Raw genomic sequence first — 20,923 nt, 5'->3', positions numbered from 1 at the left:
GGGCGGGGAACTCCACCACCTGCTGATACGTGGGCCGGTTCTGCCAGTTGATCTGCGGGTGGGCCAGGCCGCCCACCGGACGCTGCACGATCGAGTCCGCGCACCACTGGTTGCCCGCGGCGCAGGTCCCGTCCGCCGGGTACACGGCGGCCGGCGTCGCGGCGGCGGCCTGCTTCAGGGTCGCCGTCATGACGTCCCGGCAGCCGGCGAGCGTCCCGCCGCCGCAGTAGGCGCGGGCCAGCGGTCCGGAGACCGGGCGGCCGAGCACCGCGCGCAGGTCCTTGTCGGCGTAGCTCCACCAGCCGTACTGGAAGGCCGATCCCGCGTGTGAACCGGTGGGCCCGTGGCCCGCGTTGGGCGCCTCGTCCACGGTCAGGGAGGCGCGCAGGGCGTCGTAGAGCGGGGTTCCGAGGCCGGGCTTGAACTCCGCCTCGACGAGCAGCGGCCACCAGGCGTCCATGATCCGAATGGCGTCCGCGTGCGCGTACGTCTTCGAACCCTGCGCGGTCTCCTTGCGCTCGGTCCCGGCCGCCTGCCAGGCGGACAGCTTGTCGATCGCGGCGGAGACGGCCGGGTCGGTGGCCGGCGCGCTGCGCAGTACGGCGAGCAGCTCGGGCAGCAGGTTCTCGGCGCGCAGATCGGTGACGGCCGCGTCCGCCATGGCCTGGGTGAGCTTGGCCCTGGTCACGCCGCCCGTCGCGACGAGCGCCTTGACGCGCTGGTCGAGGAGGTCGCCGCGGTGGACGGAGCCCATCCCGAAGCCGGCCGCACTGTACTCCTTGGCCTGCTTGTTGTTCCAACTGACGTAGTAGTCCTGGCCGATGGACTGCGGGTGTTCGGCGGGCGGGGTGTAGGCGGCGGTGTTGGCGGCCGGGTCGAAGCCCACCCACTCGTACTGCTGCTTGCCCTGGATGGGCAGCGCGGCATCCACGCCGGGCGGCCGGACGGGGTTCGACCCGCTGTTGTAGTACGCCGCTTCGCGCGAGTCGGCGTAGAACCAGTTGAAGGCGTAGCCGATGTGCTGGGCCGCCTCCTGGAAGGTGCGGGCGTCCTTCACGTAGGAGGGGTCGTTCAGCATCTGGAAGCCGATGATGGAATCGGCTTCGTGGCGGTACGTGGAGCGCAGCGCGGTGTAGGCCACGGGCTTGCCGGCGACGGTCGCACGGTGCGAGACGATGCCGTAGTGGGTGCGCCAGACCTGCATCCGGTAGGAGCCGTTCGGCGTGGAGTCGGCGACGGAGGACTTCCAGGCGTTGGTGTGCTCCAGCTTCTCCATGGGCGTGCAGGTGCCCCGGTAGAGGTAGGAGGTGCTCGCCTTGGTGGGGGCGCCGCCGCCGGGCTCGCACAGCTCGACGGCGAAGGTGTCGGTGATGTCCTGGCCGGCGGAGGTGGCGCTCCACGCGTAGTCCTGGCCGCGGCCGAGCTGCACGTACATGCTGACCCCGGCGAAGGAGGCGCCGCGCGCGCTGATTCCTGGCCCTTGCAGCTCCTGGAGCATGAGGAGTTGGGGTGCGAGGTAGCCGGTCTGCGGGCCGAACACCGCGACCGGGTGGCCGCTCGCGGTCTTCGCGCCGGAGACGAGCAGGGCGTTGGACATGCTCTGCTTCATGACCTTCGGCGGGCTCGCCGTGGCGGCGGTCGCGGCCGAGCCCGTACGGTCGTACACGAGCTGCTCGGCGGTGACCGAACCGGCGTCGGGCAGGGCCGTGCCCTGCGGGTTCGCGGGCTTCTGGGCGTAGGGGAAGCTCGAGCCGTCGTGGACGGTGAGCACGGCCTCAGGATCCTCGCGCTCGCGGAAGGACTCCCAGACGCGGGTTCCCTCCTCCAGGCCGTACTTCTGCTGCGCGGACAGCAGGGACAGCGCGGCCTGCACCTCGCCGCCTCCGCCGCCGCCGAACAGGCCGCCGACGACGGAGGCGAGGGCGATCAGGTCGGTGAGCTTGAAGGGCTGGATCTCACCGGCGTTGGTGATGGAGTTGATGTGGCCGGTCAGCACGTACTCGCCGGGGAAGTAGCGGCCGTTCTTGGACTGGACGCGATAGGCGTTGATGCCGTCGACGTAGGCCTGGGCGTCCTCCATCGCGAGCCGCCCGCGCTCGCCCTCGGTGGTCCGGATCCGGTCCACCTGGGCCTGGAGGTCCGCCTCGGTGTACGGGGCCTGCGGCCAGAACTGCTGCTCCAGGCCCTGGTTGGCGAGGGCGCCGCCCGCGAAGGGGGTGAGGTCGCCGCGGCCGACGTGCCGGAAGAGGTCCATCTGCCAGAGCCGGTCCTGGCCCGCGGCGTAGCCGGCGCCGAAGGAGGTCCCGTAGCGGGTGGTGCCCTTGATGTGGGGCACGCCGGTCTTCTTGTCCCGGGTGATGGTGACGTCGGGGCGGGGGCTGGAGGTGGATTCCACCTGGTCGCCGGGGACTCCGAAGGAGGCGTCGTTGAAGAACTCGTTGACCTTGGCGTCGGTGAGACCGGGATACCCGGCCACCAGGGAGTCGTAGCGGGCCAGTTGGTCCGAGGCGTGGGCGGGCATGGTCCCGAACGCCTTGTGCGCGAGGATCTGGGCGAGGGTGGCGTTGCCGCTCTGCCCGGGCGGCAGGATGTCGGCGCACTGCTGTCCGCAGTAGTCGGCGATGGGCAGCGGCACCGGGCCATCGGCCCCGACGGCCGAAGCGGCCGGGGTGAGCAAGGCTGCGCCGAGGGCAACGAGGGCGGTGGCGACGGCGGTCTTCATGCGCAGGGTGGGGCTTCGCATACGTGCTCCTCCGTGGGGGGCAGGAACCGGTCACGGGGAGGGTACTGGGAGGTTCTACCCCTCAGTAAGATGAACGACCGTCACTTTTTGTACGGGCGGCGGGGGTTGCGGGTGAAGGGGTGCGCCTGCCTAGGATCCGCCGCGTGATGACTCTCCCTGTCCACCCACGACCGGCCCTCTGGGCGCCTTCGAGCCGCACGAGGGGCTGACATGCCGCCTTTCGTGTACCGCGTCACCCCGTACGACCCTGCCGCCGCCGAACAGCCCGCGTTCCTGTCGTGGTCCGACCGGACCCGCATGGCAGATGAGTTGGCCGAGTGGCTCGCATCGCTCGCGCTGGAGCGCGGCCTCACCTCACTCACCCTCGACAACCCCATGGCCGAAGGGTTCTTCGGCTTCCGGTGGGGGCGGCCTGATCCCTTGGTCACCTCCGGCCCCTTCCACGACGGCGCGGTGGTTCCGCTCGACACCGGACTCGCGCTGGTGCGGGCCATGGTCGCGCGGAGCGGACCGTGGTGCCGGCTGACCGGCGAAGGCGGGTTCTTCGTCCACGTCGGGGAGCACGACGACGTGTACGTCGGCTCGAACCGGCCCTGCGCGCCGCCGGGCGGGGCGGCGTTGTCCGCCCGGCGCGTGGGGTACTCCCCGTACGACCCCGAACGCGACACCGTCGAGCCCGCGCGGGCGGCCGACGGCGGGTTCTGGGAGGAGGTCGCCGCACTGGTCGCCGCGCGGGGGCCCGTACTCCTGGAGGAGCGGCCGGCCGGGTACGCGTACCGCTGGCACCGGCTGACCCGGCCCACGCAAGTGACAGACTTGGTAAGGCAGTTGGCGCCGCGGGCCCGGCTCGCGGTGTGGCCGGACCTGAGCGAGGACGCCCAGGCGGTGCGCGCGGAGATCCGGGCGCTGGCGGGGCCCGCGGTGCTGCTGGTGGTGGAGAGGCCCGGCAAGGAGATCTGGGAACTCCCCGCCGAGCCCTGGATGGGACGGGACGACTACCCGTACCCGCACGTCGAGGAGGGACCCGGGCACCGGGCAGGGCTCGTCCCACTCGACCCGGCCGACCGGCATCCGCTCCTCGCCGCGGTGCTGCCGGACGCGGACGGGATGCTCCGGGCCCGGTGGCGGGCCGACCGGACGCGGGCGGAGAAGGTGCGCGCCTACCTCGGCGGGCTGCGCGTCGGGGACGTGGTGACCGGCGTCGTCGCGACCGGGCTGCACGACGTCGGGGTGTACGTGGACCTCGACGGCGACCTGGGGCGCGGCCTCGGCTTCCTCAAGGTCCCCGAGATGTCGTGGCGGCACATCGACGCCCTGGAGGGCGTCGCTCCCGTGGGCCGCGAGATCCGCGCCGAGGTCCTGGGCATCGCATGGCGCCTGGAGTACGCCGAGTTGTCGTTGAAGGCGCTGCAGCCCGATCCGTGGGCGGAGCCGGCGCCGGAAAATCCGTTGCCCGGGGGCAGGGGGACCGGTGAAGCTCCTTGATATGTCACAAAGCACCGAACCCCGCCCGCGACGAGGCGTCGACGACCTGTTCAACGCAGCCGGGCGGCTCGCGGCCATTCCGCGCAAGGCCGCCCGGCGCGAGCAGTTGCTCGTGCACCTCGCCGACACCCTGTTCGCGGTGGACCGCGCGTACACGGAGCCCGAGGTGAACGACCTGCTGCGGGGCGTCCACGAGGACTGCGCGGCGCTGCGGCGGTACATGGTCATCGCCGGGCACCTCGTCCGGACGCGCGACGGCTCCGGCTACCGGCGGGCCACGACCACCCGGTAGTGCGTCGTCAGCCGCCCGTCCTCGCCGATCACGTGGAAGGCGACGGCGGGCGGCTCGTCCACGTGGATGTACTCGCTGGCGCCCGACGCGGCCTCCCACGGGAGCCGGGTCGTGGACACCACGCCCGGCGCCACGAGCAGCGGCCGTCCCGCGAAGGTGGTGGCCGCGGCCGTGTGGGCGTGCCCGCACAGGAACGCCGTCAGATGCGGGTGCCGCTCGGCGAGCGCCGCCAGCCGCTCCTCGCCGAACTGCCTGATCCCGTCCACGTACGGGATGTGCAGCGCGACGGGCGGGTGGTGGAAGGCGACCAGTACGGGCACCTCGCGCGGGGTGTCGGTGAGCACGCCGTCCAGCCAGGCGATCGTCGAGTCCTCCAGGTACCCCCGGTGCTCGCCGGGGACCGACGAGTCGCACACCGCGAGGACGAAGCCGTCGCCGCGCAGCACCTGGTCGACCGGGGCCGCGGAGGGCCGCTCCTCCCCCAGCAGGCCGCGCCGGAAGGCGGCGCGGTCGTCGTGGTTGCCGGGGCAGACGACCAGGGGGTGGCGCGAGTCGAGGGCCTTGCGCGCCTCCTCGTACTCCTCGGCGGTCGCGTGATCGGCGATGTCCCCGCTGACCAGCACCGCGTCGAGCTCGTACGGGAGCCCCTCCAGGTACTCCATGACGGCGCGGGTGCGCTCGGCGGCCCGGCCGCCGCCGTCGAGGTGGACGTCGCTGAGGTGCGCTATGACGATCACGGGCAGTGGCTCCTTCGGTCCGGAACTCCGGCAGGCCGGAAGGAGGGATTGTATGCGCGGCGCGCGTGCGTCGGAGGGGAGCGGCGCGTCCCGGCGGCGCGGCCCGGCGGCGGTCAGGTCGCCCGAGCGGTCGACGCCGGACCGGTCGACGCCAGACCGGTCGAAGAGAGGATCGCTTCGACCGTCTCCTCGACCGTCTGCGCCGCGTTGTCGATCCAGATCCCCTGGTCCGCGAGCTCGGCGCGCATCGCCCCGTCCAGCGGCGACCAGTCCACGGTCAGGGCCTTCTCCCGCGCCCGGTTCCGCCGCCCGGCCTCCGCCGCGCCCGGAGCGAGGACGACGACGCGGAGCGGCACGGCCGCCAGCGCCGCGCGGTAGAAGTCCAGGTGGGAACGGCGGACCACGACGTCGTCGAGCACCGGGACGAAACCGGCCCGCGCGAAACTTTGCGCCAGCAGGCAGGCGTTGCGGGCCCGCAGGAGGATCTGCCGGTCGGCTTCCGCGTTCGCCGCCGGCGAGGGCCACTGCCCGCCGCTGACGATCATCCCCTGGAGCGCGTCCACTTCGACGTGGGCCGACATCGGGAGCCGCCGGGCCAGCGCGGCGGCCACCGTGGACTTCCCGCTCCCGGGGATCCCGGTCAGCAGGACGGCGGCCCCGGCCACCGGCTCGCGGTCAACGGTCACGGTTTCGAAGCTCATACGAGTCCTCCCAGCGCAAACGATCAAGGCTTGGAGAGGGTACGCGGCGGCACGATGCGGTCCGGATGCGGGCGGGGCCGGCGCCGCGGATGCGTGGTCCGCGGCACCGGCCCCCCGGCGTCCGTCAGTTGACGTTCACGGCCTTCCAGGCCGCCGCCACCTGCTGGTACTCGACGCCTGTCGTGCCGTAGAGGTCGGCCGCCGCCTGCAGGGTCGCCGTGCGGGCCCCCGCGTAGTTGGTGGTCGACGTCATGTAGGTCGAGAGCGCCTTGTACCAGATCTTGTAGGCCTTGGTCCGGCCGATCCCCGTGACGGTGGAGCCGTCGTAGGTCGGGGAGTTGTAGGAGACGCCGTTGACCGTCTTGGCGCCGCTGCCCTCGGAGAGAAGGTAGAAGAAGTGGTTGGCGACGCCCGAGGAGTTGTGGACGTCGAGGCGGCCCACCGTCTTCGACCAGTAGTCGGCGGAGGCGCCGTCCTTGCTCGGCTTGTCCATGTAGCGCAGCGGCGTGCCGTTGCCACGGATGTCGATCTTCTCGCCGATGAGGTAATCGCCGATGTCCGAGGGGTTGTTGGCGAAGAACTCCACGGAGGTGCCGAAGATGTCACTGGTGGCCTCGTTGAGACCGCCCGACTCGCGGCTGTAGTTGAGCTTCGCGGTGGCCGCGGTCAGGCCGTGGCTCATCTCGTGGCCGGCCACGTCCAGCGAGGTGAGGGGCTTGAGGTTGTTGGCGCCGTCACCGTAGGTCATGCAGAAGCAGCTGTCGGACCAGAAGGCGTTGACGTAGGCGTTGCCGTAGTGGACCCGCGAATAGGCCGCCTTGCCGTCGCCGGCGATTCCGTTGCGGCCCAGCTCGGCCTTGTAGAAGTCCCAGGTCACGGCAGCGCCGTAATGGGCGTCCACGGCCGCTGTCTGACGGTTCGTGGGGGCGCCGTCGCCCCACTTGTCGTCGGCGTCGGTGAAGAGCGTGCCGGTGGCGGTGGAGGTGGCGCCGTTCAGGTCGTAGGTCTTGTGGCCGCCGCGGCCCGCGTCGGTGAGGCTGTACGACGACCCGCTCAGGGTGGTGCCGAGCGTGACGGTGCCGGAGTACTCACTGGTGCCGGTGCCGGTGTCGATGGCCTCGTAGGAGTAGAGCTCCGCACCGGTGGCCGCGTCCGTGACGACGTGGCGCTCGCTGGGCGTACCGTCGGCCTGGACGCCGGTGACGACGGCTTCGTAGGCGAAGACCGGCTTGCCGGTGGCCGCCCAGACGACCTCACGGGCGCCGACGGGCGCCGCCTTCAAGGAGCGGGCCCCGGCCGGGGCCAGACGGGCCTCGGTTCCCTTGGTGGTCTTGCGGCTGCCGTTCTTCTTCTGATGGACCACCAGATCACCGCCGAGGACGGGCAGTCCGGCGTAGGTGCGCTCGTAGCGGGTGTGGACCGTGCCGTCCGCGTCCTTGATCACGTCGCGGGCCACGAGGCGCTCTTCGTCCGCGAGACCGATGGCGCGAGCGGTGTCCGCCGCTCCGGTCTGAGCTGCCGATATCGCCTGGGCGCGCGCGCCGGCCGACAGGTTGAGGGCAGTGGCTCCGGCCTCGCGCTCTGCCGCTGCGCTGGCGGATCCGCTCTGGGCCGCGATGGCGACCATCGCCGCCGAGGCGACGACGGCGGCGGCGCGCAGCATGCGGGTGCGGCTGCGGGGTACGGGGGTTGAGGACATGGGGTGGGTCACTCGCTCTCCTGGGTTGCCGTGGGGGAACGGCTGCGAGATTGCCAGGAAGAAGAGTTCGAATGACAGGGACGCAACAAGAATTTGACCTGCTGTTGTCCGAAGAGCGGGGCACGATGTCCGCTCTACGGTCAAAAACGGAACATTCCGCTTCGCTCCGGACCGTCGGCCGGCGCCACCCGTCCGCGACGGTGCCCCGCGGGAACTTCCCCGCGGGGCGCCGGGCTTCGCCAGGTGTCGGCGGAGCTACTGGACGCCGGGGATCTGACGGTTCTTGAACGCCGTCCGCACCGCGTCCGCCGCGGTCTTGCCGTACATGCTCTGAGCGGTGGCGATCGTGGTGAGGGCCGCGTCCTGGAAGCTGGTGTCGGGGGCGAAGCCGAACTGGGCGTTGACGATGATGCGGTCGGCGGTTCGGGCGCCCAGGGCCGCGCGGATGTCGAAGAGGGCGCGGGACCAGATCTCGCCGTCCGCGTGCACCTCACCGGTCCGGTCCGCGTAGACCTTGTTGCCGTCGATGCGGCGCAGGCAGTGCGGGGCGGCGCTGTAGCCGACCGAGTCCCAGTCGGCCACGCACGCCAGATCCGTACCGCGCGGCCAGCCGTGGACGGCACCGGCGTGGTCGCCGACCTCGACGGCCAGGTAGTCGCCGAAGGCCTCGCCTATCGCCCCGGCCTCCGGGGAGCTGCCGAAGCCGGGGACCTGCGCGTTGTGCACGGCGTGCCCGTACTCGTGGACGATGACCTCCGCGTCCTCGGCATCGTCGACACCGCCCTTGCCGAAGCGGATCTCGGCCTTCTTGTCGGTGAAGAAGGAGTTGTCGGCGCCCCACTGGTTGAGCCGGACGGGCTGGGCGCGGTCGTTGGCGCCGGGCAGCTCGCTCCCGAACCCGAGGCCCTGCAGGTACTCCTGCGCCTCGTTGACCCAGAAGTAGGCCATGACCTGCTCGAATCCGTCGTCCGCACGGGTGTACCCGGCGGCGTCCCGCACGGCCGCCGGGGCGCCGGTCTCCGAGCGGATGTACACCCACCGGCCCGAAAGTCCGCCGCTGCCGTCCAGGTTGCGCAGCGCGACCGTGGCGTAAGCGGAGGCGGGCACGGCGCCAGCGGAGTCCTTGGCGTCGGCGAGCGTCTGGTCGCCGGTGGACTGGACGGGGTTGACCATGAAGACGCGGCCCTGGGGCAGGCCGGCCGCGGGCCCGGCCGCGACGGCGGAGGCCGGTGCGGCCGCGCCGAGCAGCGCCATGGATGCGATGACCGCTGCGGTGCGGCCACGGGAAACGGGGCGGGGCATGGACATCCTCCTGTGATGGATGCGTGGCGCCGGAAGAACGCGGGTCGCGAGGCGCGGTCGCGATCCTTGCTCAACGTCGCCGCGTTTGACCAGCCCCGGACGCAAACCAACTGATCCACGGACGCCCGGCCTTGCGCCGGGCCTTGCGCCCGACCCTGGCGCCGGGCCTCGCGCCGGGCCTCGCGCCGGCCGGGCGTCCGCGGATGCGCGCCTCCGCGTACGGCTAGAGCGCCTTGCGCCTGCGTACGACGAGTACGGCGCCGGCCGCGACCAGTGCGCCGGCCAGGGTCGCGAGCAGCCCCACCGGCAGGTCCGACCCGGTGTGGGCCAGGTCACCGCCGGTCGTGCCACCCGTGCCCGGGGCGGGCGAGGAGGCCGTGGCGCTCGGCGTCGCCCCGGGCGGCGAGCCGGCTCCCGGCGTCGCGGACGGGGACGCCGGCGGGGAGGACGACGGGGGCGTCGCACTGCCGGAGGGAGTGCCGGACGGCGTCCCGGAGGGCGTGGACGACGGGGTGCCGGACGGTGTCACCGAAGGACTGGGACTGATGCTGGTGCTGGGGCTCGGGTTCGTGCCGGCCGGGCAGGTGTGGGACAGGTTGAACCATTCCAGGCTGCCGCCCGTCACCTCGGCGACCGCGGAGGTGAGGGTGGCGCCCGGCTCCGAAGCGACTTACGCGTGGTTGCCGTTGGGCGGGCCGAAGAGGGTGACGACCTTCTGGACGCCGGGCTCGAACGTCACCGTCAGCTTCACGAAGGCGATCTGCTGGGGGTTGCCCGGGGCTATGAAGTGCCAGCCGTCCTGCGACGAGGGGATGCCCTCGCAGGTGCCCTTCGAGCCGAAGCCGGCCGCGGTGAGGGGGAGCTGCTGGTGGAGGGGGATGGTGTACGAGTCGGAAGCGAAGGCGGGTACGGCACTTGCGGCGATGGCGGAGAACGCCGCCACCGAGACCGCTGCCGTAGCCCAGTTGCTGCGGGAGATGGGCATGGAGACACCTCTGGCACAGATGGGGGGAAAGGGGCCGTGGGGGTGGCGCCGCTCAGCTTGCTGACCAGGCCACTCCCGCGTCAAGACCCGTTCGCCATCTTTTGTGCTTACGTGGTCGATTGTTGCGCTTTGGCCGATTTGACGACCGATCCCCGAGCACTCCCCGGCGGGGTCGGCCGGGGTGAGCCATCGGCCCGGCGTGCCGCATGATGTCCCGCGTGCACAGTGCGGAGGAGTTCGGCGAGGCCGACAGCGAAGCGGGTACCCCGGGGACGCCGGAGGACCCGGGAGACATGACGGGCGCCATCAGAGCAGCTCAGGAGGGGGACGAAGCCGCCTTCCAGGCGCTGTTCCGAGCGGTGCAGCCCGTACTCCTGCGCTATCTGGCCGTCCTGGTCGGCGAGGATGCCGAGGACGTGGCTTCCGAGGCGTGGCTCCAGATATCCAGGGACCTGGGCTCGTTCAGCGGGGACTACGACGGGTTCCGCGGCTGGGTCTCGACCATCGGCCGGAACCGGGCCATGGACCTGCTGCGCAGCCGGCGGCGCCGGCCGGCCGCGAGCGTGCCGGTCGAGTACCTGCTCGACCGGGCGGCTCCCGAGGACACCGAGGGGACCGCGCTGGCCACGGTCGGTACGGGTGCGGCCCTCGCGCTGATCGCGACGCTGCCCCGTGACCAGGCGGAGGCCGTGCTCCTGCGGGTGGTCATGGACCTGGACGCGGCCAGCGCCGCGCGCGTGCTCGGGAAGCGGGCCGGAGCGGTACGGATGGCCTCGCACCGGGGGCTGCGCAAGCTCGCCAAACTCCTCGAACAGCAGGGCGCGGGCACCGCCGGGAGCGAGGGCGGACCGGGCGATCCGAGGGAATCCGAGAAAACTTTCGCCACACGAGTGACACCGACGACGGCGCGAACGCTGAAGGACACGACATGAGCACCCACCGAACCCGTCGAATCGACCATGCCACGGCCGAGCAGCTGCTCGCCGGTGCCCGGTCGGGCTCGCCGGACCCGTCGGGCGGTCATGGTCACGAGGCCCTCGCGGGACTGCTCGCCGCCGCCGCCGCTCCGGCGGGCAACGGCGAGGTGGCCGGTGAACGGGAGGCCATGGCCATGTTCCGGGCCGCTCGTCTCGCCACCACTGCCACCGCCACCACCGCCACCACTGCCACCACTGCCACCGCCGCCGATCCCGCCTCTGCCCCTGCGCCCGCCCCCGCTCCCTCCTCCCGGGGGCGATCGATGTTCACGCCGGCGACGCTCCTCGGCGCGAAGATTGCGGCCGCCGCACTGGCGGCCACCCTGGGCGGTGTCGCGGTCGCGGCCGGCACGGGCAACCTCCCCGCCGTCCTGGGCGGCACCCCCGAGCACGCGCACCCGTCGCCCTCCGCCGTCGCCGTCGCGCCGGACTCGGGCGAGGCGCCCCCGGGAATCCTCAGGAGCTCCCCCACGTCCGTGCCCGCCGACCTGGCCGAGCTGTGCCGCACGTTCGCCCGTGCCGGGGGCCCGGATTCCCTCGACGCCCTGTCCGAGCAGCGGTTCGCCGCGCTGGTCGCGGCAGCGGGAAGCCGGTCCGGCGTTCCGGGTTACTGCGCGCCCGTCCTGAGCGGCCCGCCGGAGCAGGGCGCCGGCTCGCCGTCCCCGGCTCCCACGGGCGTCCCGCAGGACTCCGCGGGCCCGACGCATCCGGGCAAACCCGAACCGAGTCGCAGGCCCGTCACTCCGGGACCGAGCTCCGGCGAACACCCGCCGGGCACCCATCCGACGGGTCCGCCGAGCACAGGCCCGTCCCCGTCCCCGTCCCGCAAGGACGGATCGCCGGGCCGCCCCGCCGGCACCACCCCGTAGCTCCGCCCCGCTCACGTCCACCACCCCGTAGAGGCTGTCCACCGATGCACCGACAACCGGGCTCCACGCACGACGACACGGCCTACGCCCCGGCCTGCACCCCGGCGTACGCCCCGGCGTACGCCCCGGTCGACGGCACGGTCTACGACACCGCCCCGGTCGGCAGCACTGTCTACGACACCGCCCCGGTCGGCAGCACTGTCTACGACACCGTCCCGGTCCCCGTCCTGCGTCTCGACGAGCCCGCCCCGCGCCCCGCGGAGCCGGGCCCGCCGACCGGGTCCGCTGCCGGCCCCGTCTTCGTCGACTCCTCGGGCAGGCGTCAGCGCCGGGTGCGGCGACTGGGTTGGCTCCTCGTCGTTCCCGCCGTCGGCTACATCGTCCTGCTGATCAGCGCTCTGTTCGGCGGACCCACGCTCTCCTCCCCGTTCCTGCCGCTCCCCCACACCCCTCAGGTCCCGGAATCGGCGCAGAGCAAACCTCCGGCGCCGGCCGGTTCGTCCCCCGCTCCGGCGAAATCCTCCGGCGCGGCCACGGGCGGTGCGGCCCAGGCGCCGGCGACCGCCACCACGGGCCCCACCCGCGGCACCGCCCCCGGGACCACGGCGGGCGCCACGACCGCCCCCGGCCCGAATCCGACCCCGTCCCCCGGGAACGGCAACGGCAACGGGGCCACGCCGGCCCCCGGTTCGACCGGTCACGGCAAGCCCACGACCGCGCCCGGTCAGGGCGGCAAACCGACCGCCCACCCCTGATCCGCCCCACCAGCCCAGGCAGGAAGCACTCCCCACCTTGTCGAAGAACCGCCGCGCACCGCGCGGCCGGCACAGCACCGTACGCAACGTCCCCCTGCGCACCCACTGGCTGCTCCTGACCACACTGGTCCTGACCCTGTCGGCGGCCCTGCTGCTCCAGGGCTACGCCAAGCACATGTTCGACACCACCGCCGACGGCGCTCCCCGCGATCCGGGACCGGCGGACACCGTCCCCGAGCACATCCGGACGGGCGGCCCGGTGATCGAGGGGTTCTCCGGGCGGACGGTACGCGTCGAACCCCGCACGATCGCCCTGACCTTCGACGACGGACCGGACCCCCGGTGGACGCCCGAGGTCCTCGACGTCCTGCGCCGCAACGATGTCCATGCCACCTTCTTCACCGTCGGCGCGCAGGTCGCGGCCCATCCCGAACTGGCGCGCCGGATCGTCGAGGACGGCCACGAGATCGGCGTCCACACCTTCACCCACACCAACCTCGCCGCGGCCTCGCCCTGGCGCCGCTCCCTGGAACTGCGCGAGAGCCAGCTGGTCATCGCCGGTGCCACCGGCATCACCACCCCCCTCCTGCGCCTGCCGTACTCCTCGACCGGCGAGGCGCTGAGCGACGGCGACTGGGACGTCGTCGTCCAGGCGGGCCAGGACGGGTACCTCACCGTCCTCACCACTCAGGACAGCCGGGACTGGCGCCGCCCCGGTGTGGACGAGATCGTGGCCAACTCCACGCCCAAGGGCGCCGACGGCCAGATCCTGCTCATGCACGACGCGGGTGGCGACCGCTCGCAGACCGTGGCGGCCCTCGAACGTCTCATCCCGCGGCTCAAGGCTGCGGGCTTCCAATTCGCCACCGTCAGCGACGCCACCGGCCTGCCCGCCCCCACGCACCAGGCGGCGTCCGCCGACGAGTGGCAGGGGATCTCGCTGATCAGCGCCCTGCGCGCCAGCGACTGGGTCCTGACGGCGCTCTCCTGGCTGCTGTGGGCGGCGGGTGCGGTCAGCGTGCTGCGCGCCCTGGCCGTCTTCACCGCCGCCCGCCGCCACGTGCGCAAGCGCCGCAAGCCCTGGGGTGCCCCGGTCACCGAACCGGTCAGCGTCATCGTCCCGGCCTACAACGAGGCCGCCGGCATCGAGGCGGCCGTCCGCTCACTGCTGGCCTCCGACCATCCGGTGGAGGTCATCGTGGTCGACGACGGCTCCACCGACGGCACCGCCGACATCGTGGAGGCCCTGCGCCTGCCGTACGTGCGCGTCATCCGCCAGCAGAACGCCGGGAAGCCCGCCGCCCTCAACACGGGTATCGCCGCCGCCTCCTGCAACCTGCTCGTCATGGTCGACGGAGACACCGTCTTCGAACCGGACGCCGTCCGCATGATCGTCCAGCCCTTCGCCCACCGCCGCGTCGGAGCCGTGTCGGGCAACGCCAAGGTCGTCAACCGCGGCGGTCTGCTGGGCCGCTGGCAGCACATCGAGTACGTCGTCGGTTTCAACCTCGACCGGCGCCTCTTCGACCTCGCCGAATGCATGCCCACCGTGCCCGGCGCGATCGGTGCCTTCCGCCGCGAGGCCCTCCTGCGCGTCGGCGGCGTGAGCGACACCACCCTCGCCGAGGACACCGACCTCACCATGGCCCTGTGCCGTGACGGCTGGCGCGTCGTCTACGAGGAGCGCGCCAAGGCCTGGACCGAGGCCCCCGCCACGCTCGGCGCCCTCTGGAAACAGCGCTACCGCTGGTGCTACGGGACCCTCCAGGCCATGTGGAAGCACCGCGGCGCGCTCGGCCAGCGCGGCCAGGCCGGAAAGCTCGGCCGCCGGGGTCTGCTGTACCTCCTGATGTTCCAGGTCCTGCTGCCCCTGCTCGCCCCCGTGGTGGACGTCACCGCGGTCTTCGGCCTGATCTTCCTCGACCCGCTGCGGATCCTGGGCCTGTGGAGCGCCTTCCTGCTCCTCCAGGTCCTGATGGGCCTCTACGCCTTCCACCTCGACGAGGAGCACCCCGGCCCGCTGTGGAGCCTGCCGCTCCAGCAGTTCGTGTACCGGCAGCTGATGTACCTGGTCGTCATCCAGTCGGTGTTCACCGCCATCGCCGGATCACGTCTGCGCTGGCAGCGCATGGAACGCTACGGAAGCCTCCAGGTCCCCGTCTCGGCACCGCATCCCGCCGAGCCGCACGCGCACCCCGCCCGCGCCCGGCGCGCCGGGCGCGACTGACGTCAGGGCGCCGCGAGTTCACTTCTCCGGGTGAGCCGTGCCCGGCGCCCCACCGGCCCGATCGTCCTCGCCGCTCGCGCGCCGCGCGCGGAACGCCGCCGCCTTGACCCTGTTCTGGCAGGCGGTCGAGCAGAACTGGCGGCCGGCGTTGCGGGACGTGTCCACGTAGACCCGGTCGCAGCGCCCGGCCGCGCAGACCCCCAGGCGTCCGGCGTAGTCGCCGCCGAGCGCCATGGCGAGGCCGGTGGCGCAGCCGGCGCCCCAGCCGGTGGCGTAGGAATCCTCGGCGCCGTGGAAGTGGACCTGCCAGGGCTCCCCGGGGGCCCGGTCGAGCTGGGGGCGGGCGCCGGTCTCCCGCAGCAGCGCGTTGAGGGCGGGGGCCGCGTCGTCGAGGCGGTCGGCGTCCGCGGCCTCGAACACGGTGCGCAGGGCTCCGGCGATGTCGGCCAACCGGTCGGCGTCGTCGGGCCCCAGGTCCGCCCCGGCGGAAAGCGCCGCGCGGACCGCCCCGACCCGCTCGGCCCCCTCGGGAGCGGCGTAGCGACGCCCGCGTGCCTCACCGTCGGTCAACGCGTTGACGAGCGCCACCGACGCATCGAGCAACGTACGCATGTGACTGTCGAACAACACTTGACCAGTTACCTTTCACCCGCCTACGGTGTACGTCACTGACAATAGACGATTCACCAGTGATGAGGAGTGTGGGATGAAGGGTGCCGCGTTGCGTCCGGATCCATTGCCCCGCACCGTCCGTCTGCTCCTGCTCGCCCGGATCGTCAACCGGCTCGGAGCCTTCTCGCTGCCCTTCCTCACCGCGCTGATCTGCGCCGACCACGGAGCGAGCCTGACCACCGCCGGGCTGGTCACCGCGGCTTTCGGGCTCGCGACGATCCCCTCGCGGCTGGCCGGGGGAGGACTGGCCGACCGCATCGGCCGGCGGACGACCATCGTGCTCGGGCTCTGCGGCTGCGCCGTGGCCCAGCTGGCCATCGCGGCCTCCGCCTCACTCGCCTGGGCGGTCTGCGGGGCGGTGCTGCTCGGACTGTCCTTCGAGCTCTACGAGCCGCCGAGCCAGGCGATCATCGGCGAATCCGTGCCGGAGCGGCAACGGGTGCGCGCGTTCAGCCTGTTCAGCGCCGCGCTCGCGGCGGGCGGCATGGGCGCGGGACTGCTCGCCGCCCTGCTCGGACGCTGGGACCTGCGCTGGCTCTTCGTCGTCGACGCCGCGACGTGCCTGGCCTGCGCGCTGCTGATCCGGCTGGCCCTCCCCCACGACCGTCCGGCACCTCCCGGAGGGGACCGGGACGCCACCGCCGTACGACCGCTGCGGGACCGGGCCCTGTTGAGCGTCCTGGCCACCGGAACCGCCTACGCCCTGATCAACCAGCAGACCGTGATGACCCTCCCGCTCGCCCTCGACCGGCAGGGTCTGCCCGCCGCCTACGCGGGCCTGTTGTTCACCGCCGCCGCGGCCACCACCGTGCTCGCCCAGCCCTTGATCGGGCTGCGCTGGACGAGCGATCTCACCACGCCCGTCACGCTCGCCCTCGCCCATCTCCTCCTGGCCGCGGGCCTGATGGGCTACGCCCTCGCCCGCGGCCTGCCCGCGCTCCTCGTCTCGGCCGCCGTGTGGAGTCTCGGCGACCTGCTGGTCATGGGCCGCGTCTACGCCCTCGTGACCGACCTCGCCCCGCCCGGCGCGAGCGGTCGCTACCTCGCCCTCTTCGGTACCAGCTGGGGCATCGCGGCGACGCTCGCACCCGTCCTCGGTACCCAGTTGCTCGCCCGCGCGGGGACGACCGCCCTCTGGTCCGTGATGGCCGCGCTCTGCGTGTTGCTCGCCGCGCTGCACATCCGCCACCCCGTACGTCCCCCTTCGGCACCGGCCGGGGAACGGCCCGGGATCGCCGTCAGGCGCACGCCCTTCCGATGACAGCGGTCGCTCCTCCGTGCCGTGTACAGGGGTCCGGATTCCGGCTCCTCGTACGCTCCTCCGTCTGGCCGGCGGCCTGGAGCGCGGCGCTGACGAGAGTGGCCAACAGGTCCACGTCGGAACCGATGTCCAGGCGTACCGTCACCCATTCCGAGCCGGTGCGCAGGGTTATGGCGGTGGACGCAGCGAGGGCCGGACGGAGTTTGGTGATCATCGTGCGCGTCAGGTGGACGTCGGCCTCGTGCTCTCCGTGGAAGTGGACGATCTCCTGTGCCCCCGCGTTCAGACCGAGTGCGGCACCACAGGCAGGCCGGCCTTCGACGAGCGAAGGCCAACTCATCAGCTGTTCACTGGCATGCCTAGCCGTGTTCATGCGTCGAGCCTGCACGCCCGGAGCGTGCGGCCACAAGACCCGTGGCGCAATGTGACCGCTGAGCGGCCCCGCCCAGGCCCGCCGTCAGCCGCGCACGGCGATCACGATCCGTACCGCGCAGGCCGCGAGCACCGCGCCGGACACGGCCATGCCGATCAGCAGACCGCGCGTGCTCCTGGGAAGCCGCTCCGGGAGGCTCGCCTCCTGCGGGCGCTTCGGGTCGTAGATCACATCGAGCCGTTCCCCGACCCGCACGGGCGGGAACGTGAACGGACCCACCGTGTACTGCCGCGCGGGGCCGCCCGGGGGCGTGTACTCCAGCAACAGCATCGAACCCGCCGCGACCTGACCCACGTTCACACAGACGGCAGAGGTGCGCACGCCCCTCTTCAACAGCGGACCGGCGTGCACGTAGACGCCCAACGAGATCGCGAAGACCACGAACCCGATCAGCCCAGCCACGATCATCACAAAGGTCACCGACATCGCCCCCGCCCGATGGAAAGCCCAGATCATCGCCCACCACCGGCCGGCGCACAAGACGCGGCAGGTCAGTGACCGCGGGGCGCGTACATGATCACGGCCATACCGGCGAGGCAGACCAGGGCGCCGATGACGTCGTAGCGGTCGGGCCGGTACCCGTCGGCGACCATGCCCCAGGCGATGGACCCGGCCACGAAGATCCCCCCGTACGCGGCGAGGATGCGTCCGAAGTCGTCGTCGGCCTGGAAGGTGGCCACCACGCCGTAGAGGCCGAGGGCGATGACTCCGGCGCCGATCCAGATCCAGCCCTTGTGCTCGCGGATGCCCTGCCAGACCAGCCAGGCGCCGCCGATCTCGAACAGGGCGGCGACGGCGAACAGGGCGACGGATCGAGCGACGGTCATACCCCCGGACCTTACGGCGGACCCGCGCCGTTGATCGTCAGCGGAAGCCGTCAAGGGCCGGCGGTTCACTCCGTGCGCCGAGTCGGAAGCGGAGCCGGCAGATGACGGCGTCGGTGTCCCTGCGGACGGCGTGGGCGACCACGGAGCCGCGCTGGTTCTGCAGGATCCGCTGCCACAGGTGGGCGGGCTCGGTCTCCGGGATGAGTACGGTGACCTGGGCGTCCGGGTGGGTTCGCGCGAGCTCGCGTACGTACGCCGATACCGGACGGCCCACCGCGCGCCTCTCCGAGGCGAGTTCGACGAGCTCCACGCCGGGATTCCACAACTCCCAGTCCCGGCGCAGCGCGTCGGCTCCCCGCCGGTCCTCGGCGGTGGGGTGGGTGACGGTGACGGCGAGGACCTCGTCCCCGAGCGAGCGCGCCGCGGTGAGGGCCCGGCAGGTCAGGCGGGACAGCCCCGAGACGGGGACCACGACCAGCGAGTGCGCCCGGTGCGGCGGACGCGGAACACGGCCGAGTTCGAGGCGTTCACCGATCTCGGTGTACGCCCGGTGGACCTTCTCGAAGCCGACGACGATCAGCGGCAGGGCGAGGACGATCAGCCAGGCCCCCTCGGTGAACCTGGTGGCCGTGACGACCACCGCGGAGACCCCGGTCAGCAGCGCGCCGAAGCCGTTGAGCGCCGCCTTCGCCTGCCAGCCCTTCGGGCGCCCGCCGTACCAGTGCAGGACCATCCCGACCTGACAGATCGTGAAGCCGACGAAGACGCCGATCGCGAAGAGCGGGACGAGGGTGTTGGTGTCGCCGCCGGAGACCACGAGGAGTGCGGCCGAGACGAGCGCCAGCCAGACGACACCGTGACGGTGCACCTGGCGGTCGGCCTTGAGGGCGAAGAAGTGCGGCATGTGGTGGTCGCGCGCCAGCAGGCTCATCAGGACGGGCAGCCCGCCGAAGGAGGTGTTCGCGGCGAGCGCGAGCAGCACCACGGTGGCGAACTGGACCACGTAGAAGGCCGCGTTGTGGCCGAACGAGGCGTCGGCAAGTTGGGCGAGGACGGTCACTCCCTCCACCGGCTGGAGGTGGAAGCGGCCGATGAGGATCGACAGGCCGATCAGCATGACGCCGAGCAGCGCGCCGAGGGCGACCTCGGTGCCCTGGGCCCGGCGGGCGGCCGGCGCACGGAAGGAGGGGACGGCGTTGGCGACGGCCTCGACGCCGGTGAGGGCGGAGCAGCCGGCCGCGAAGGCCTTGAGCAGCAGGAGCGCACCGACTGCGGTGGCGCCCTCGCCGAGTGCGGAGGCGTGTCCGGCGGCCGAGGCGGTGCTGACGGGGCCGTCACGGAAGAGGCCGACGGCGATCATCACGAGGATCGAGCCGACGAAGACCGCGGTCGGGACGAGGAAGGCCTTGGCGGAGTCGACGACCCCGCGCAGGTTCACGGCGGTGACCAGGACGAGCACACCGAGGCAGATCCACACCCGCTGGCCGTGGAGCCCCGGGAAGGCCGAAGTCAGCGCGGCCACACCGGCGGTGACGGAGACCGCGACGTTCAGCACGTAGTCGAGGATCAGCGAGGCCGCGGCGACCAGGCTCGTACGCCGCCCCAGATGGCGTTTGGCGACGGCGTAGGAACCACCGCCGTCGGGAAAGGCGGCGATCACCTGGCGGTACGAGGCGACCAGCACGGCGAGGAGCCCGGCGATCGCCAGCGTGACGGGGAGCGTGAACCCCATCCCGTACGCACCGGCCGCGGCCAGGACGAGCACGATCGACTCGGGCCCGTACGCGACGGAGGCCATCGCGTCGAGCGACAGCGCGGCCAGGCCCTGCACGGCAGTCAGCTTGTGCCGGTCCCCCGTCACGGTCGCGCCGGTATCGGGGGGCTCCTCCTGGCCCGGCCCCTGAGCTGCCGCTGTCTGCTTCCCCACCTGCATGGCCATGTCGCCGATCCCTCCGAATGAGCAAAGTCAGGACAGCGTCGAAGGCTTACGGGGGTGGCCGCCAGCACTCTTGGCGTGATCCATACGGCCGGCCCGCCACTCTTCACGCGATCCATATGCGGGGGCCCGGGGGCGGAGCACGGGGGGCCGGCCGCGCGAGGCGGCGCCAGAGCTTCTAGTTGATCTTTCGCGTAAGGGCGGCGTCAAGAGTTCTCGTGCGCCCGTAAGGAGGCCGTCAAGGCGTCTTAACGGCGGGGTGGGGACACGGTTGTCTCGTCCTCGGCCGTCTGGCCGATTCACCTACTTCCTCTTCAACTCAGGAGCTCACGATGGCCGATACGGCCTTCGTCGTCACCACGGTCGCGGTCTTCGCACTGGTGGCTCTCATCGCCCGAGGGGTGGCCAAGCTGTGACCGTCGAGAACATCGTCGGCCTCGCCGTGGCCGTCTCCCTGCTGGGTTACCTCGTCCTCGCCCTCGTGTACCCGGAGAGGTTCTGAGCATGAGCCCCGTCACCGCTGGTGTGCTCCAGCTGCTCGCGCTCATCGCCGCGCTCGCACTGGCCTACCGTCCGCTCGGCGATTACATGGCCCGGGTCTACTCCTCCGAGAGGCACTACGCCCCCGAGAAGTGGATCTACAAGGCCATCGGCGCCAACCCGAACGCCGAAATGCGCTGGCCCGCCTACCTGCGGGGCGTCCTCGCCTTCTCGGCGGTCGGCGTCCTCTTCCTCTACGCCCTCCAGCGCGCCCAGGGCGTCCTGCCCGGCTCGCTCGGCTTCGTCGCGATCGACCCGGACCAGGCCTTCAACACCGCCGCCTCCTTCGTGGCGAACACCAACTGGCAGTCGTACGCGGGCGAGCAGGCCATGGGCCACGTCGTCCAGACCGGCGGCCTCGCGGTCCAGAACTTCGTGTCCGCCGCTGTCGGCATGGCCGTCGCGGTGGCCCTCGTACGGGGCTTCGCGCGCTCCCGGACCGGCGAGCTCGGCAACTTCTGGTCGGACCTGGTCCGCGGCAC

Annotated in this window: 21 protein-coding genes; 9 read left to right on the top strand and 12 right to left on the bottom strand. The window is 72.3% G+C overall.

Annotated elements, in window-relative coordinates; all coding sequences use genetic code 11:
* The coding region (locus ACWGDE_RS19920; RefSeq protein ID WP_453390312.1) for a penicillin acylase family protein at window positions 1-2,743 on the bottom strand (2,743 nt) is incomplete at its 3' end.
* 210 nt (window positions 2,744-2,953) lie between these two features.
* Here ACWGDE_RS19920 and ACWGDE_RS19915 point away from each other — a divergent pair.
* Window positions 2,954-4,228 carry a S1 RNA-binding domain-containing protein gene (locus tag ACWGDE_RS19915; RefSeq protein ID WP_453390311.1) on the top strand — a complete coding sequence of 425 codons (1,275 nt, stop codon included), beginning with the start codon at window positions 2,954-2,956 and terminating at the stop codon, window positions 4,226-4,228.
* Window position 4,229: 1 nt separating this feature from the next.
* On the top strand, window positions 4,230-4,520 hold the full coding sequence (locus ACWGDE_RS19910; protein ID WP_453390310.1) for a DUF2087 domain-containing protein: 291 nt from the start codon (window positions 4,230-4,232) through the stop codon (window positions 4,518-4,520).
* Here ACWGDE_RS19910 and ACWGDE_RS19905 read toward each other — a convergent pair.
* The 6 genes from ACWGDE_RS19905 to ACWGDE_RS19880 form a co-directional block, all read right to left on the bottom strand.
* Complete coding sequence (locus ACWGDE_RS19905) at window positions 4,493-5,257, bottom strand: metallophosphoesterase (RefSeq protein WP_453390309.1); 765 nt, start codon at window positions 5,255-5,257, stop codon at window positions 4,493-4,495. The genes ACWGDE_RS19910 and ACWGDE_RS19905 overlap by 28 nt on opposite strands.
* A 113-nt stretch (window positions 5,258-5,370) precedes the next feature.
* Window positions 5,371-5,958 carry an AAA family ATPase gene (locus tag ACWGDE_RS19900; protein ID WP_453390308.1) on the bottom strand — a complete coding sequence of 196 codons (588 nt, stop codon included), beginning with the start codon at window positions 5,956-5,958 and terminating at the stop codon, window positions 5,371-5,373.
* A 124-nt stretch (window positions 5,959-6,082) separates the two neighbouring features.
* Window positions 6,083-7,657, bottom strand: a complete 1,575-nt coding sequence (locus ACWGDE_RS19895; protein ID WP_453390314.1) for a M4 family metallopeptidase — start codon at window positions 7,655-7,657, stop codon at window positions 6,083-6,085.
* 255 nt (window positions 7,658-7,912) lie between these two features.
* Window positions 7,913-8,959, bottom strand: a complete 1,047-nt coding sequence (locus ACWGDE_RS19890) for a M4 family metallopeptidase (RefSeq protein ID WP_453390307.1) — start codon at window positions 8,957-8,959, stop codon at window positions 7,913-7,915.
* Between the two features lie 223 nt (window positions 8,960-9,182).
* Window positions 9,183-9,584 carry an LPXTG cell wall anchor domain-containing protein gene (locus ACWGDE_RS19885; RefSeq protein WP_453390306.1) on the bottom strand — a complete coding sequence of 134 codons (402 nt, stop codon included), beginning with the start codon at window positions 9,582-9,584 and terminating at the stop codon, window positions 9,183-9,185.
* Window positions 9,585-9,629: 45 nt separating this feature from the next.
* Complete coding sequence (locus tag ACWGDE_RS19880; RefSeq protein ID WP_453390305.1) at window positions 9,630-9,944, bottom strand: hypothetical protein; 315 nt, start codon at window positions 9,942-9,944, stop codon at window positions 9,630-9,632.
* Between the two features lie 209 nt (window positions 9,945-10,153).
* On the opposite strand from ACWGDE_RS19880, the gene ACWGDE_RS19875 reads away from it, so the two are divergent.
* From ACWGDE_RS19875 to ACWGDE_RS19860, 4 genes are read left to right on the top strand one after another with little or no spacing between them, the layout of a single operon-like run.
* Complete coding sequence (locus tag ACWGDE_RS19875; RefSeq protein WP_453390313.1) at window positions 10,154-10,876, top strand: RNA polymerase sigma factor; 723 nt, start codon at window positions 10,154-10,156, stop codon at window positions 10,874-10,876.
* Window positions 10,873-11,790, top strand: coding sequence for a hypothetical protein (locus tag ACWGDE_RS19870; RefSeq protein ID WP_453390304.1), 918 nt, complete (start codon window positions 10,873-10,875; stop codon window positions 11,788-11,790). The genes ACWGDE_RS19875 and ACWGDE_RS19870 overlap by 4 nt, the downstream gene beginning before the upstream one ends.
* A gap of 44 nt (window positions 11,791-11,834) precedes the next feature.
* Window positions 11,835-12,545: a hypothetical protein gene (locus ACWGDE_RS19865; RefSeq protein ID WP_453390303.1), complete on the top strand. Its 711-nt coding sequence runs from the start codon at window positions 11,835-11,837 to the stop codon at window positions 12,543-12,545.
* Window positions 12,546-12,582: 37 nt separating this feature from the next.
* Window positions 12,583-14,772 (top strand): bifunctional polysaccharide deacetylase/glycosyltransferase family 2 protein, encoded by a 2,190-nt coding sequence (locus ACWGDE_RS19860; RefSeq protein ID WP_453390302.1) that lies wholly within the window; start codon window positions 12,583-12,585, stop codon window positions 14,770-14,772.
* An 18-nt stretch (window positions 14,773-14,790) separates the two neighbouring features.
* Here the strand turns inward: ACWGDE_RS19860 and ACWGDE_RS19855 are convergent, their stop codons facing one another.
* Window positions 14,791-15,384, bottom strand: a complete 594-nt coding sequence (locus tag ACWGDE_RS19855) for a CGNR zinc finger domain-containing protein (RefSeq protein WP_453390301.1) — start codon at window positions 15,382-15,384, stop codon at window positions 14,791-14,793.
* A 94-nt stretch (window positions 15,385-15,478) separates the two neighbouring features.
* On the opposite strand from ACWGDE_RS19855, the gene ACWGDE_RS19850 reads away from it, so the two are divergent.
* Complete coding sequence (locus ACWGDE_RS19850; protein WP_453390300.1) at window positions 15,479-16,705, top strand: MFS transporter; 1,227 nt, start codon at window positions 15,479-15,481, stop codon at window positions 16,703-16,705.
* Here the strand turns inward: ACWGDE_RS19850 and ACWGDE_RS19845 are convergent.
* From ACWGDE_RS19845 to ACWGDE_RS19830, 4 genes are all read right to left on the bottom strand, one after another.
* On the bottom strand, window positions 16,683-17,078 hold the full coding sequence (locus ACWGDE_RS19845; protein WP_453390299.1) for a luciferase domain-containing protein: 396 nt from the start codon (window positions 17,076-17,078) through the stop codon (window positions 16,683-16,685). The genes ACWGDE_RS19850 and ACWGDE_RS19845 overlap by 23 nt on opposite strands.
* Window positions 17,079-17,162: 84 nt before the next feature.
* Window positions 17,163-17,558: a hypothetical protein gene (locus ACWGDE_RS19840; RefSeq protein ID WP_453390298.1), complete on the bottom strand. Its 396-nt coding sequence runs from the start codon at window positions 17,556-17,558 to the stop codon at window positions 17,163-17,165.
* A 71-nt stretch (window positions 17,559-17,629) separates the two neighbouring features.
* Complete coding sequence (locus tag ACWGDE_RS19835; protein ID WP_453390297.1) at window positions 17,630-17,965, bottom strand: YnfA family protein; 336 nt, start codon at window positions 17,963-17,965, stop codon at window positions 17,630-17,632.
* Between the two features lie 37 nt (window positions 17,966-18,002).
* On the bottom strand, window positions 18,003-19,904 hold the full coding sequence (locus ACWGDE_RS19830; RefSeq protein WP_453390296.1) for an APC family permease: 1,902 nt from the start codon (window positions 19,902-19,904) through the stop codon (window positions 18,003-18,005).
* Between the two features lie 409 nt (window positions 19,905-20,313).
* Between ACWGDE_RS19830 and kdpF the strand changes: the two genes are divergently transcribed.
* Window positions 20,314-20,403 (top strand): K(+)-transporting ATPase subunit F, encoded by a 90-nt coding sequence (kdpF, locus tag ACWGDE_RS19825; protein ID WP_037807443.1) that lies wholly within the window; start codon window positions 20,314-20,316, stop codon window positions 20,401-20,403.
* A 2-nt stretch (window positions 20,404-20,405) separates the two neighbouring features.
* On the top strand, window positions 20,406-20,923 hold a 518-nt coding region (locus ACWGDE_RS19820), incomplete at its 3' end, for a potassium-transporting ATPase subunit KdpA (RefSeq protein ID WP_453390295.1).

The organism is Streptomyces sp. NPDC054956 (assembly GCF_053609185.1).
The sequence above is the reverse complement of the archived record's forward strand: the minus strand, read 5'-3'. Positions and strand labels throughout refer to the sequence as shown.

Excerpts from the sequence above, each read along its gene's own strand:
- ACWGDE_RS19850 (WP_453390300.1), top strand. The coding sequence starts at position 15,479 with ATGAAGGGTGCCGCGTTGCGTCCGGATCCATTGCCCCGCACCGTCCGT.
- ACWGDE_RS19890 (WP_453390307.1), bottom strand. The coding sequence starts at position 8,959 with ATGCCCCGCCCCGTTTCCCGTGGCCGCACCGCAGCGGTCATCGCATCC.
- ACWGDE_RS19855 (WP_453390301.1), bottom strand. The coding sequence starts at position 15,384 with ATGCGTACGTTGCTCGATGCGTCGGTGGCGCTCGTCAACGCGTTGACC.
- ACWGDE_RS19870 (WP_453390304.1), top strand. The coding sequence starts at position 10,873 with ATGAGCACCCACCGAACCCGTCGAATCGACCATGCCACGGCCGAGCAG.
- ACWGDE_RS19845 (WP_453390299.1), bottom strand. The coding sequence starts at position 17,078 with ATGAACACGGCTAGGCATGCCAGTGAACAGCTGATGAGTTGGCCTTCG.
- ACWGDE_RS19900 (WP_453390308.1), bottom strand. The coding sequence starts at position 5,958 with ATGAGCTTCGAAACCGTGACCGTTGACCGCGAGCCGGTGGCCGGGGCC.
- ACWGDE_RS19865 (WP_453390303.1), top strand. The coding sequence starts at position 11,835 with ATGCACCGACAACCGGGCTCCACGCACGACGACACGGCCTACGCCCCG.
- ACWGDE_RS19910 (WP_453390310.1), top strand. The coding sequence starts at position 4,230 with ATGTCACAAAGCACCGAACCCCGCCCGCGACGAGGCGTCGACGACCTG.
- ACWGDE_RS19915 (WP_453390311.1), top strand. The coding sequence starts at position 2,954 with ATGCCGCCTTTCGTGTACCGCGTCACCCCGTACGACCCTGCCGCCGCC.
- ACWGDE_RS19830 (WP_453390296.1), bottom strand. The coding sequence starts at position 19,904 with ATGGCCATGCAGGTGGGGAAGCAGACAGCGGCAGCTCAGGGGCCGGGC.
- ACWGDE_RS19880 (WP_453390305.1), bottom strand. The coding sequence starts at position 9,944 with ATGCCCATCTCCCGCAGCAACTGGGCTACGGCAGCGGTCTCGGTGGCG.
- ACWGDE_RS19875 (WP_453390313.1), top strand. The coding sequence starts at position 10,154 with ATGTCCCGCGTGCACAGTGCGGAGGAGTTCGGCGAGGCCGACAGCGAA.
- ACWGDE_RS19835 (WP_453390297.1), bottom strand. The coding sequence starts at position 17,965 with ATGACCGTCGCTCGATCCGTCGCCCTGTTCGCCGTCGCCGCCCTGTTC.
- ACWGDE_RS19895 (WP_453390314.1), bottom strand. The coding sequence starts at position 7,657 with ATGTCCTCAACCCCCGTACCCCGCAGCCGCACCCGCATGCTGCGCGCC.